Below are 12,046 nucleotides of genomic sequence, written 5' to 3'. Positions count from 1 at the left end.
CATTCACATGCTGCTTTCACTCCCTGCTGCGTTTCGCTGTGTGCTTTACGCTGCAAGTGGCGCGCATTCTATGGATGCCTTGGCAGGTCGTCAACCCCTTTGTAGAAATTTATTTAAATCAATGACTTCCACCCTTCGGGCCGGCCACGGCAAGGGGCGTCCGAGGATTGGCGTTGATTTTCTGACGCAGCCCAAGCAAAGTGCCATCAGGCTTTAGATAACGCAGCCCGAGCCGACACAGAGTCGTCCGCCAGGCTGCGCTGTTCGCCCCTCGGCGAACTCACTACACTCAATAAAGCAAAACTTCTTGATGAGGCGTTAAAGGTGACACCACTTCTGATCACTCTGCTCATCGTGGCGGGCATCGCGTTGCTGATCGTGATCGGCTACCTCAACAACGTGGTCGAAAACAGCAAGCTCGAACGCGCCCGGTTGAAGGTCGAGCTGGCCGACCGTGTACGCCGCTGTGGCGAAATCACCGAAACCTTCCCAGGCCAGTTCATGACGCCAGCGCTGAAGCTGATGCTCGCCCGGCTCGAGCTCAACCTCAACCAGCGCCAGTTGGCACTGGACAAGCACAACGGCGACCTGAAAGCGCGCATCGCCGAGCTCGAAGGCCTGGTCGCCAAGGGTGAGCAGATTCCGGTTAACAACCCGCCAAGCCCGATCCAGACCGAGGTCAAGGCCAAGGACGTGCGGTTTCTGCTTGAGGCACTGCACACCCAGATCGTCCGCGCCACCCAGGAAAACGTCCTGCAAACCAACGAGGGCAAGTATTGGGTAAAGGAAATCCGCCATATCCTGGTGCTGCTGCATATCGAGTTCTTCAACAACCTCGGCCAGCAGGCCCTGCAACAGGAACAACCCGGCCAGGCACGCCTGGCGTTCGAACGGGGCGTGCAGTACCTGCGCAAGCAGCCTGAGCCGAAGCTCTACGAAGAGCAGCTGACTTATCTGGAAAAACTGCTGGCGCGGGCCAATGCCCAGGTGCTGGACAAGATGGAGCCGGCCGAGAATGACGAGAACGCGCTGACCCAAGGGCTCAAGACCGATGAAGAAGAGACCTGGAAGAAGCGCGTCATCTACGACTGAGCGCGGAAGCTGGTGGGCAGCCTTGGGGCGCGAAAAGGCAGCTCGCCAGCTTCAGTCATTCTGGTGAATACGCCGGCGCTGCGGTCTCAGCAGTCGGTCAAGTCGAGAAAAATCGCGGCCAAACGCTCCAGCCCCACCTGATCCGCCTCACTGAAACGCGCAAGCTTCGGGCTGTCCAGGTCCAGCACGCCAATCAGCCTGCCCTCCTTGACCAGCGGAATCACCAACTCACTGTTCGACGCACTGTCACAGGCGATATGCCCTGGGAATGCGTGCACGTCCTCCACGCGCTGGGTCTGACGCGTTGCCGCCGCCGCCCCGCACACGCCCTTGTCGAACGGGATGCGCACGCAGGCCACCTGACCCTGGAACGGGCCGAGCACCAGTTGTTCGTTGCGATTGAGGTAGAACCCCGCCCAGTTCAGGTCATCCACCTGGTGGTAGAGAAACGCGGAAAACTGCGCGGCATTGGCGATGAAGTCGCGCTCGTCGGCGAACAGCGCCTGCACTTGCGCAGCCAGCAGGTCATAGCCATCGAGGCCAGTGCGACTGGCGTTGAGGTCGATCATTTATTTCTGCTCCAACAATTGCAGCCCGACCCAATAGCGGGCGAACTGATAGGCACAACGGCCATTACGGTTGCCGCGCCCGGTTGCCCAGCGCACGGCGAGAATATCCAGGGCTTCGTCACGCTGCCAGCGCAACCCGGCCTTGGCGGCCAACTGGCCGATCCAATGTTCCACCACATTGAGGAAGTGGTCCTGGGTGAAGGGGTAGAACGACAGCCACAGGCCAAAACGGTCGGACAACGCGATCTTGTCCTCCACCGCTTCACTGGGGTGCAGCTCGCCATCGACGCGCTTCCAGTTTTCGTTGTCGCTCTCTTTTTCCGGGACCAGGTGGCGGCGGTTCGAGGTGGCGTACAGCAGCACGTTGTCCGGGGCTTGCTCCAGCGAGCCGTCGAGCACGCTCTTGAGCACCCGGTAGTCGCCCTCCCCAGCTTCGAACGACAGATCGTCGCAGAACAGGATGAAGCGCTGCGGCAGCGTCTGCAGTTGTTCGACCACACGCGGCAGGTCGGCCAGGTGATCGCGCTCGATTTCGATAAGGCGCAGACCGGCACCGGCATGTTCGGCCAGCAGCGCACGCACCAGCGACGACTTGCCAGTACCGCGCGAGCCCCACAGCAAGGCATGGTTGGCCGGCAGACCGTTGATGAACTGATGGGTGTTGCGGCCCAGCTGGTCGCGCTGCTGGTCGACGCCGATCAGGTCGCTCAGGCGGATGTCGAGGCTGACCTCCAGCGGCATCAGGTAACCGGTGCGGCCGTCGCGCTGCCAGCGGGCGGCCAGGGTGGTATGCCAGTCGATGTCCGGGCGTGGTGCTGGCAACAGGGGTTCAAGACGCGCCAGTACCGATTCGGCGCGTTCCAGGAAAGCATACAAGCGGGCGTCCATGACGACTCCTAGCAAGACAACATGAGTTTTACGGCGGTACCGGCCCTGTCGCGAACAATCCAGCCCCCTGAAAGGTGGCTACGGCCTGTATAAGCGGGTCTACCCGCGAAGACACCGGTACAACCAACAACAATCAAGTTTGAATGTTTGACAGACCCGCCAGCAGCCGGGGCTGATCGGCTATGCTTGCGCAGCGCAAGGGACATGAAACCGGCTCGGGACCCATGGATATCAAGTTCACCAATCGCCTGTCATACAAGCAAGCCCGGTTGACAGTCCTGGTCGGCTTCATCCTGGGAACATTGCTCAGTCTCATCCAGATCGGCATTGATTATGCCAGTGAAGACGCGTCCATCAACCGCGAAGTGCAGGCGTTGCTACAGATCAGCCACAACCCGGCCTCGCGCATCGCCTACAACATCGACGCCGAACTGGCCCTGGAGCTGACGCGTGGCCTGCTGCAATCGCCAGCCGTCATCCGCGCGCGGCTGATCGACAACAACGACACCGTACTGGCCGACGTGCAACGCTCGCGCCTGGAGGACCGCTACCGGCCGCTGAGTGACTTCCTGTTCGGCGAACAGCGCCAGTTCCAGGACCGCCTGTTCCTGACCCACATGCCCAACGAGTACCTGGGCACCCTCTACCTAGACGTGGACACCTACGCCTTCGGCAGCCGCTTCCTCGACCGCGCCGGCGTCACCCTGGTCAACGGTTTCGCCCGCAGCCTGGTGCTTACCGGCATCCTCCTGGCCCTGTTCTACTTCATGCTGACCAAACCCCTGGTGACCGTCATCGGCGCGCTCAGCAACGACGCGGGCCAACGCAGGCAAACCCGGGTGGACTGCCCGCACGGTCACGAAAAAGACGAGATCGGCGTATTGGTGAAGGTCGCCAACCAGCAGTTCGTCAGCATGGCCACCGAAATCCAGCAGCGGCGCAGTGCCGAGAACCGCCTCACCCAGTACCTCAATGAACTGGAAGACATCGTCTCGTCGCGCACCACTGAGCTGAAGGCCAGCAACAGTCGCCTGAGCCAGTTCAACCAGGAACTGGAAGAAGCCCGCCAGCGTGCCCTGGACATGGCCCAGGCCCGCGCCGCCTTCCTGGCCAACATGAGCCACGAGATCCGCACCCCGCTCAACGGCATGCTCGGCATGATCGCCCTGGCCCTGGACAGCCCGCTGGCCGGCGAGCAGCGCCAGCAGCTGTCGATCGCCCACGACTCGGGCAAGGTACTGGTCGAGCTGCTCAACGATATCCTCGACCTGTCCAAGTTCGATGCCGGCCAGCTGGAGCTAGAGCGCATTCCGTTCGACATGGCCGCGATGATCGAGGACACCGCCAACCTGCTGTCGCAGAATGCCGCGCAAAGCGTCGAACTGACCTGCCTGATCGCCAACGACTTCCCCAGCATGGTACTCGGCGACCCGACACGCGTGCGGCAGATTGTCAGTAACCTGTTGTCCAACGCGCTGAAGTTCACCCGTTTCGGCCGCGTCGACGTGCGCCTGAGCGTCATCGTCGGCGGTGTGCGCCTGGAAGTGCACGACACCGGCATCGGCATTCCCGAGGAAGCCCAGGCGCGCATCTTCCAGCCCTTCATCCAGGCAGGCGCCGGCATTACCCGCCAGTACGGCGGCACCGGCCTGGGCCTGGCGCTGACCCGCAACCTGTGCAAAGCCATGCAAGGGCACCTGCACATCCAGTCCGAGGCGGGCTTCGGCAGCCGCTTCAGCGCCGACCTGCCACTGGCCGCACACACCGAAGCCATCGCGCCAGCGCCGCTGCACGGCCAGGTGGTGGCCCTGACCCGCGCCGGCAGCGGCCTGGGCGAACTGCTGCAGAGCCTGTTGCCCGCCTGGGGCCTGCACTACAGCCGTCATGACGATGCCAGCAACGTGCGGATGAAAGCCGTCGACGTGCTGATCACCGATGACCTGGACCACCTGCAGGACCTGCGCCCAGCCTTCAAGGCGCCGATTCTGCTGGTGACCGCCTATGGCAATTTCCTGCCCAGCGAACAGTCCAGCCTGCTCGCCCCGTTACATCAACTGGCCCGTCCGCTGGCGCGCAATCCGCTGTACCAGATGCTGCGCCGCACCCTGCAAGGACAGGCCCCCGAACATCCACTGGCCAACCCCAGCGCCACACTTGAGGAAGGCCGCGCGCGCATTCTGTTAGTGGAGGACAATCCGGTGAACCAACTGGTGGCCAAGGGCATGCTGGCCAAGCTCGGTTGCCAGGTGCAGCTCGCCACCCAAGGCGCCGAGGCGCTGGAGATGCTCGAGGAAAATCAGTTCGACATGGTGCTGATGGACTGCAACATGCCGGTGATGGACGGCTACGAAGCCAGCCGGCGGATTCGTCAGAGCGGTCGCTGGCCCGAGCTGCCCATCGTCGCGCTGACTGCCAATGCCATGCCCGAGGAGCGCGAGCGCTGCCGCGCGGCGGGCATGAACGACTATCTGGCCAAGCCGTTCCGCCGCGAGGAGCTGTTGGCGCTGATCGACCATTGGGTACCGGTCAACGGCTGAGCAAACGCTCGATGTCTGCCTCCAGGGCCTGGGGCTTGGTGGTTGGCCCGTAGCGCTTGACCTTGCCGCTGGCCGGGTCGAACAGGAACTTGGTGAAATTCCACTTGATCTTCTGGGTGCCCAGCAGGCCTGGGGCGCGCTGCTTGAGCTCGACGAACAGCGGGTGGGCGCCAGGGCCGTTGACGTCGATCTTGCGAAACAGTGGGAAGCTCACGCCGAAATTGCGCTCGCAGAACTGCGCGATTTCCCGCGAATCGCCCGGTTCCTGCTGGCCGAACTGGTTGCACGGGAAGCCCAGCACCACCAGCCCACGATCACGGTACTGCTGCCATAGCTGCTCCAGGCCCTTGTACTGCGGGGTGAAGCCGCATTGGCTGGCGGTGTTGACCACCAGCAGTGCCTTGCCGGCGAAGTCGCCCAGCACCTTGTGCTCACCGCCCAGGGTCACGCAGGGAATGTCGAGTATCGATCCAGCCATGTTCAGCTCCGTTCAGTCACGCGGCTTGAGGTCCAGGCACACCGAATTGATACAGTAGCGCAGCCCGGTCGGTGGCGGGCCGTCGGGGAACACATGGCCCAGGTGGGCATCGCAGCGGGCGCACGTGACCTCGGTGCGAATCATGCCGTGGGAGGTGTCGCGGATTTCGATCATCGCGCTGTCTTCGATCGGCTGGTAGAAGCTGGGCCAGCCACAGCCGGAATCGAACTTGGCCTGTGCGTCGAACAATGGCAGGTCGCAGCAGATGCAATGGTAGATGCCGTCGCGCCGTTCGCTGTTGTACTTGCCGCTGAACGGCCGCTCAGTGCCCTTGAGACGGCACACCTGGTACTGGGCCGGGTCGAGCATGGCACGCCATTCTTCAAGGGTTTTGTCGATCTTTTGCATAAGGTGACCTCGGCAGGCTGAATTTCACGCTGCGCCGTCTTTTCCAGGGCGCGGGTGGCACGTATATTAGTCGGCTTCGTGTGCAAGGCTCCAAGTCTGGCACCCGCGCCCCGCCCTTTCAAACCTTTCGACGGCGGCGCCTGCGACTTCTCAATCGGGATCACATCATGCAGTTCAGCAAATCGAACAAGCTCGCCAATGTCTGCTACGACATTCGCGGCCCAGTGCTCAAGCACGCCAAGCGCCTGGAAGAGGAAGGCCATCGCATCCTCAAGCTGAACATCGGCAACCCGGCGCCGTTTGGCTTCGAGGCACCGGACGAAATCCTCCAGGATGTGATCCGCAATCTGCCCACCGCCCAGGGCTACAGCGACTCCAAGGGCCTGTTCAGCGCGCGCAAGGCGGTGATGCAGTACTGCCAGCAGAAGCAGATCGAAGGCGTCGGTATCGAGGACATTTACCTCGGCAACGGTGTGTCCGAGCTGATCGTGATGTCGATGCAGGCCCTGCTCAACAACGGCGACGAAGTGCTGATCCCAGCGCCCGACTACCCGTTGTGGACCGCTGCGGTCAGCCTGGCCGGCGGCAAACCGGTCCACTACCTGTGCGACGAGCAGGCCGACTGGTTCCCGGACCTGGAAGACATCAAGGCCAAGATCACGCCGAACACCAAGGCCCTGGTGATCATCAACCCGAACAACCCGACCGGCGCGGTGTACTCCAAGGAACTGCTGCTGGGCATGCTGGAACTGGCGCGCCAGCACAACCTGGTGGTGTTCTCGGACGAAATCTACGACAAGATCCTCTACGACGAGGCCGTGCACATCAGCACCGCCTCGCTGGCCCCGGACTTGCTGTGCCTGACCTTCAACGGCCTGTCCAAATCGTACCGGGTCGCTGGCTTCCGCTCCGGCTGGCTGATCATCTCCGGGCCCAAGCAGCATGCCCAGAGCTACATCGAAGGTATCGACATGCTGGCCAACATGCGCCTGTGCGCCAACGTGCCCGCCCAGCATGCCATCCAGACCGCCCTGGGCGGCTACCAAAGCATCAACGACCTGGTGCTGCCACCAGGGCGCCTGCTGGAGCAGCGCAACCGCACCTACGAGTTGCTCAATGCCATCCCAGGCGTGAGCTGCGTCAAGCCCATGGGCGCGCTGTACGCGTTCCCGAAGATCGACCCGAAAGTGTGCCCAATCCACAACGACGAGAAGTTCGTGCTCGACCTGCTGCTGTCGGAAAAGCTACTGATCGTTCAGGGCACCGCGTTCAACTGGCCGTGGCCGGACCACTTCCGCGTGGTGACCTTGCCACGTGTGGATGACCTGGAGCAGGCGATTGGCCGCATCGGTAATTTCCTGAAGGGGTATTCGCAGTAGGGTCGGCTTGGGGTTCGTGGCGGCGCGTGGATCGAGCGCCGCCCGCGCGGCGCATCGCGAGCATGGCTCGCTCCTACGCTTGCTTAGGGCCATGAAACAACGTCCGACAGCCCTCTCAGCATGTTTCTTACATCCTGCAACGCTCTAGCTCACAGCCCCCGCGATATCCTCTGCCATACTCCGCCGTACACAGTTTGAAATAGTCGCCCGATTGAATCGGCGCGACAGGCCCCTTATATACCCCGCATACGCAACGAACTCATCCGTCAGGAGAACGTAACAACCATGATGCGCATTCTGTTGTTTGTAGCCACCAACCTTGCGGTGGTGCTGGTTGCAAGCATTACCCTGAGCCTGTTCGGTTTCAACGGGTTCATGGCCGCCAATGGGGTTGACCTCAACCTCAGCAGCCTGCTGGTCTTCTGCGCCGTGTTCGGCTTCGCCGGTTCGCTCGTTTCGCTGTTCATCTCCAAGTGGATGGCGAAGATGACCACCGGCACCCAGATCATCACCCAGCCGCGCACCCGTCACGAACAGTGGCTGTTGCAGACTGTCGAGGAGCTGTCCCGCGAGGCCGGCATCAAGATGCCCGAGGTGGGTATCTTCCCAGCTTACGAGGCAAACGCCTTCGCCACCGGCTGGAACCGCAACGACGCGCTGGTCGCCGTATCCCAAGGCCTGCTGGAGCGCTTCTCGCCCGATGAAGTGCGTGCCGTGCTGGCCCACGAAATCGGCCACGTGGCCAATGGCGACATGGTGACCCTGGCGCTGGTGCAAGGCGTGGTAAACACCTTCGTGATGTTCTTCGCCCGGATCATCGGCAACTTCGTCGACAAGGTCATCTTCAAGAACGAGGAAGGCCAGGGTATCGCCTATTACGTGGCCACCATCGTCGCCGAGCTGGTGCTGGGCATTCTGGCCAGCATGATCGTGATGTGGTTCTCGCGTCGCCGCGAATACCGCGCTGACGAAGCTGGCGCACAACTGGCCGGTACCAACGCCATGATCGGCGCCCTGCAGCGCCTGCGCGTGGAGCAAGGCCTGCCGGTGCACATGCCTGACACCATGCGTGCCTTCGGCATCAACGGCGGCCTGAAGCATGGCCTCGCTGGCTTGCTGATGAGCCACCCGCCACTGGAAGACCGCATCGAGGCGCTGCGTCGCCGCGGTTGATGGGTCGAGGTATGAAAAGGGCGACTCAGGTCGCCCTTTTTTTACGCCTACCTCTCCCCACCAACACCTGTGGGGACGGGCTTACCCGCAAAGCGTCCGGGACCTGCGCGCTATCGATCAAAACCCTAGCCGATAGGCGCGCTCCAGCAAGCTCGCGATTCCAGCCTGGCGAAACTTCGGACTTTCCTCGATCACCTCGACGGCCTCCAACGCCTCCACCTTCCAAGCGCAAAAGCCGCGCCGCACCTCTTCATCCCCCACCGAAAACGGCGGCCCCTCCAGCTTGGCCTGGTCATAGTCCAGTGTCACCAGCAGCCCTCGACCACCAGAAGGCAGGATATTCGACAGCATCGCCATGTACCGCTCCCGCATCTCAGGGGGCAAGGCAATCAGCGCGGCCCGGTCGTAGAGCCCGACACAGTCGACGACATCCTCGGCCTGCAAGGCGAAGACATCCCCGCACAACACTTGCACCGCGCCGGCCTGCCAGAGCTCGAATACGCCCTGCTGCGATACCTCGGCCGACAACCCCTGCTCGCGGAAGAAGTCTTCCACCGCCCGCCGCGACAACTCCACCCCCAACACCCGGTGCCCCTGCCCTGCCAGCCACGCCAGGTCCAGGCTCTTGCCACACAGCGGCACCAATACCCGACTACCGGGTGCCAACCCCAACGCTGGCCAATACCGCTGCAGATAGGGGTTGACCTGGGCCTGGTGAAAACCGATCTGGTTGTCGGCCCACTTGCGATGCCAGAACGCCGCGTCCATCTTTCCTCCTGGTTACTCGATAGATAACGCTAAAATCTTATATTGGAATTCGATCTGTATCTGATCGAAGATGTCAGCATCTTAACCGCCAGGACACCACCATGCTGCCCAGCCTGTTCATTTCCCACGGCTCCCCCATGCTCGCCCTGCAACCCGGCGCCAGCGGTCCGGCCCTGGCTGGTCTGGCCAACGCCTTGCCACGGCCAAAGGCGATCGTGGTGGTGTCGGCGCACTGGGAAAGCCGCGAACTGCGGGTGACCGGCAGTGCGCAACCAGGGACCTGGCATGACTTCCATGGCTTCCCCGCCGCGTTGTATGCGGTGCAGTACCCGGCGCCGGGCGAACCTGGCCTGGCCGGCCAGGTCAGCGAACGGTTGACCAAGGCCGGCCTGCCCGCCCGCCTGGACCCGCAGCGACCGTTCGACCATGGTGCTTGGGTACCGCTGTCGCTCATGTACCCGGATGCGGGCATTCCGGTAATTCAGGTTTCACTGCCCAGCCACATGGGCCCGGCGCTGCAGATCAAGGTCGGCCAAGCGTTGGCGGGGCTGCGAGAGGAAGGTGTGTTGCTGATCGGTTCGGGCAGCATCACCCACAACCTGGGCGAGTTGGACTGGCACGCCGGGCCGGATGTGATCGAGCCTTGGGCGTTGGCCTTCAGGGACTGGGTGGTGGCGCGCCTGGCCGAGGATGACCAAGCTGCATTGCTGGATTACCGGCACCAGGCGCCGTTTGCGGTGCGCAACCATCCCAGCGATGAGCATTTGCTGCCGCTGTTCTTTGCCCTGGGGGCCGGAAAGCGGTTTGCCGTGGTGCACCAGGGGTTCACCTTGGGGGCCCTGGGGATGGACATTTATCGATTCGACTGAAGGGACCTCTTGCCGGCAGGCCGCCGCCTGCCGGTAAAGCTGAGCGTGCAGGCAAAAAAATCCCCGACCTAGGCCGGGGATTTTTTCATGGCGCCAGGATCAGTCCTCGCGGTAGCGGCGCAGCTTCAGCTGCTTGCCCGCCACACGGGTGTCCTTGAGCTTGGACAGCAGACGCTCCAGGCCGTCTTCCGGCAGTTCGATCAGGCTGAAGCTGTCACGAACCTGGATCCGGCCGATGGCGTCGCGAGCCAAGCCGCCCTCATTGAGGATCGCACCCAGCAGGTTCTTGGCGGCGATACCGTCACGGGCACCCAACGCGGTACGGCAACGAACGCGACCTTCAGCCAGCGGCATCGGCGCGCGACGCTCGCGGTCACCACGCTCACTGCGCTCACCACGGTCGCCACGCTCACCACTGCGCTCACGCGGGGTGAAGCTTGGCACCAGCGGCTGCTCACGCTCGACAGCCGCCAGATCCAGAGCCTGGCCATTGGTGGCCTTGCGCAGCAGGGCCGAGGCCAGTGCGCGTGGGCTGCAGCCGAGGTCGGCGGTCAGACGGTCGAACAGTTCGCCATGGGTGGCTTCCGCTTCGGCCACCAGCGGCGCCAGGCTCGAAGTCAGCTTCTTGATGCGGGCATCCAGTACGGCCTGCGCGTTCGGCAGACGGGCCTCGGCCACTTTCTGACCGGTTACACGTTCGATCACCTGGAGCATGCGACGCTCACGCGGGGTAACCAGCAGCAGCGCACGGCCATCGCGGCCAGCACGGCCGGTACGACCGATACGGTGAACGTAGGACTCTGGGTCGTACGGCATGTCCACGTTGAATACGTGGGTGATGCGCGGAACATCCAGACCACGGGCCGCGACGTCGGTGGCGACGACGATGTCCAGACGGCCATCCTTGAGCGAGTCGATGACGCGCTCACGCTGGTTCTGGGCGATGTCGCCGTTCAGCGCGGCAGCCTTGTAGCCCTTGGCTTCCAGGGCGGAGGCCAGGTCCAGGGTGGCTTGCTTGGTGCGTACGAAGGCGATCAGCGCATCGAATTCTTCCACTTCCAGCAGACGCAGCACAGCCGGGATCTTCTGGTCGGCGTGGACCATCAGGTGGGCCTGATCGATCGCGGTGACGGTCTGGGTCTTGCTCTGGATCTTGACGTGCTTCGGCTCGCGCAGGTGGCGCTCGGCGATGCTGCGGATCGAAGACGGCAGGGTGGCGGAGAACAGCACGGTCTGGCGCGATTCAGGGATGGCGTCGAAGATCACTTCGAGGTCGTCCATGAAGCCCAGCTTGAGCATCTCGTCCGCTTCGTCCAGTACCAGGTACTGAACGGTGGACAGGACTTTCTCGTCGCGGCGCAGGTGGTCGCACAGGCGGCCAGGGGTAGCGACGACGATTTGCGCGCCGTTACGGATGGCACGCAGTTGTGGGCCCATCGGGGCACCACCGTACACGGCCACGACGTTAACGCCCGGCATCTGCTTGGCGTAGGTTTCGAATGCGGTAGCTACTTGCAGCGCCAACTCACGGGTTGGCGCAAGGATCAGGGCTTGCGGTTCGCGCTTGCTCACGTCGATCTTGTTGAGGATCGGCAGGGCGAAGGCAGCGGTCTTGCCGGTGCCAGTCTGCGCCTGGCCGATCATGTCGTGACCGGCGAGGATGATCGGGATCGACTGTTGCTGAATGGCGGACGGCTCTTCGTAGCCGGTAGCCAGTACGGCAGCAACAATGTTCGGATTGAGTTCGAGAGCGGCGAATCCGCCGGTTTCCTGGGTCATGGGTCTGCCTCTAGGTGCATCCGCAAAGACCCATGCTCCAAAGCTGCACATGCCTTGAAAGACCAAACGGTCACCCAGGCAGCTTTGGCGGCGGGGATTTGCGAAA

At 62.8% G+C, this 12,046-nt stretch carries 11 protein-coding genes; 5 read left to right on the top strand and 6 right to left on the bottom strand.

The genetic code is table 11. The features are described 5' to 3' along the window. Positions 1-324: 324 nt before the first annotated feature. Positions 325-1,092: a hypothetical protein gene (locus IF103_RS06950; protein WP_023379375.1), complete on the top strand. Its 768-nt coding sequence runs from the start codon at positions 325-327 to the stop codon at positions 1,090-1,092. A gap of 86 nt (positions 1,093-1,178) precedes the next feature. Here IF103_RS06950 and msrC read toward each other — a convergent pair whose 3' ends face one another. Then, positions 1,179-1,661: a free L-methionine (R)-S-oxide reductase MsrC gene (msrC, locus tag IF103_RS06945; RefSeq protein ID WP_202675972.1), complete on the bottom strand. Its 483-nt coding sequence runs from the start codon at positions 1,659-1,661 to the stop codon at positions 1,179-1,181. Continuing rightward, positions 1,662-2,549 carry an ATP-binding protein gene (locus tag IF103_RS06940; RefSeq protein ID WP_023379373.1) on the bottom strand — a complete coding sequence of 296 codons (888 nt, stop codon included), beginning with the start codon at positions 2,547-2,549 and terminating at the stop codon, positions 1,662-1,664. A 182-nt stretch (positions 2,550-2,731) separates the two neighbouring features. On the opposite strand from IF103_RS06940, the gene IF103_RS06935 reads away from it, so the two are divergent. Further along, positions 2,732-5,086: a response regulator gene (locus IF103_RS06935; protein ID WP_023379372.1), complete on the top strand. Its 2,355-nt coding sequence runs from the start codon at positions 2,732-2,734 to the stop codon at positions 5,084-5,086. Here IF103_RS06935 and IF103_RS06930 read toward each other — a convergent pair. Next, positions 5,076-5,564 (bottom strand): glutathione peroxidase, encoded by a 489-nt coding sequence (locus IF103_RS06930; protein WP_027907254.1) that lies wholly within the window; start codon positions 5,562-5,564, stop codon positions 5,076-5,078. The two genes, IF103_RS06935 and IF103_RS06930, sit on opposite strands and share 11 nt — an antisense overlap. Positions 5,565-5,576: 12 nt before the next feature. Beyond that, positions 5,577-5,972, bottom strand: coding sequence for a peptide-methionine (R)-S-oxide reductase MsrB (gene msrB, locus IF103_RS06925; protein ID WP_023379370.1), 396 nt, complete (start codon positions 5,970-5,972; stop codon positions 5,577-5,579). Between the two features lie 167 nt (positions 5,973-6,139). Here msrB and IF103_RS06920 point away from each other — a divergent pair, with 167 nt between their 5' ends. Together IF103_RS06920 and htpX are read left to right on the top strand one after the other, a co-directional pair. Beyond that, positions 6,140-7,351, top strand: coding sequence for a pyridoxal phosphate-dependent aminotransferase (locus IF103_RS06920; RefSeq protein ID WP_023379369.1), 1,212 nt, complete (start codon positions 6,140-6,142; stop codon positions 7,349-7,351). A 285-nt stretch (positions 7,352-7,636) separates the two neighbouring features. Further along, positions 7,637-8,524: a protease HtpX gene (htpX, locus tag IF103_RS06915; RefSeq protein ID WP_023379368.1), complete on the top strand. Its 888-nt coding sequence runs from the start codon at positions 7,637-7,639 to the stop codon at positions 8,522-8,524. Between the two features lie 117 nt (positions 8,525-8,641). On the opposite strand, the gene IF103_RS06910 is transcribed toward htpX, so the two are convergent. After that, positions 8,642-9,292 (bottom strand): thiopurine S-methyltransferase, encoded by a 651-nt coding sequence (locus IF103_RS06910; protein WP_023379367.1) that lies wholly within the window; start codon positions 9,290-9,292, stop codon positions 8,642-8,644. A gap of 101 nt (positions 9,293-9,393) precedes the next feature. On the opposite strand from IF103_RS06910, the gene IF103_RS06905 reads away from it, so the two are divergent. Continuing rightward, on the top strand, positions 9,394-10,161 hold the full coding sequence (locus IF103_RS06905) for a DODA-type extradiol aromatic ring-opening family dioxygenase (RefSeq protein ID WP_023379366.1): 768 nt from the start codon (positions 9,394-9,396) through the stop codon (positions 10,159-10,161). Positions 10,162-10,260: 99 nt separating this feature from the next. On the opposite strand, the gene IF103_RS06900 is transcribed toward IF103_RS06905, so the two are convergent. After that, the gene (locus IF103_RS06900) at positions 10,261-11,940 is read right to left on the bottom strand and encodes a DEAD/DEAH box helicase (protein WP_023379365.1); all 1,680 of its coding nucleotides are present in this window, start codon (positions 11,938-11,940) and stop codon (positions 10,261-10,263) included. Positions 11,941-12,046: the final 106 nt, after the last annotated feature.

The sequence above is a fragment of the Pseudomonas sp. SK2 genome, assembly GCF_016772395.1.
GTDB classification, from domain to species: domain Bacteria; phylum Pseudomonadota; class Gammaproteobacteria; order Pseudomonadales; family Pseudomonadaceae; genus Aquipseudomonas; species Aquipseudomonas taiwanensis.
This window is presented reverse-complemented; position numbering and strand designations above follow the sequence as displayed.

Bases quoted from the DNA above. Each gene is read 5' to 3' on its own strand.
- htpX (WP_023379368.1), top strand. From the start codon at position 7,637: ATGATGCGCATTCTGTTGTTTGTAGCCACCAACCTTGCGGTGGTGCTG.
- IF103_RS06910 (WP_023379367.1), bottom strand. From the start codon at position 9,292: ATGGACGCGGCGTTCTGGCATCGCAAGTGGGCCGACAACCAGATCGGT.
- IF103_RS06940 (WP_023379373.1), bottom strand. From the start codon at position 2,549: ATGGACGCCCGCTTGTATGCTTTCCTGGAACGCGCCGAATCGGTACTG.
- IF103_RS06905 (WP_023379366.1), top strand. From the start codon at position 9,394: ATGCTGCCCAGCCTGTTCATTTCCCACGGCTCCCCCATGCTCGCCCTG.
- msrC (WP_202675972.1), bottom strand. From the start codon at position 1,661: ATGATCGACCTCAACGCCAGTCGCACTGGCCTCGATGGCTATGACCTG.
- IF103_RS06930 (WP_027907254.1), bottom strand. From the start codon at position 5,564: ATGGCTGGATCGATACTCGACATTCCCTGCGTGACCCTGGGCGGTGAG.
- IF103_RS06900 (WP_023379365.1), bottom strand. From the start codon at position 11,940: ATGACCCAGGAAACCGGCGGATTCGCCGCTCTCGAACTCAATCCGAAC.
- IF103_RS06935 (WP_023379372.1), top strand. From the start codon at position 2,732: ATGCTTGCGCAGCGCAAGGGACATGAAACCGGCTCGGGACCCATGGAT.
- IF103_RS06920 (WP_023379369.1), top strand. From the start codon at position 6,140: ATGCAGTTCAGCAAATCGAACAAGCTCGCCAATGTCTGCTACGACATT.
- msrB (WP_023379370.1), bottom strand. From the start codon at position 5,972: ATGCAAAAGATCGACAAAACCCTTGAAGAATGGCGTGCCATGCTCGAC.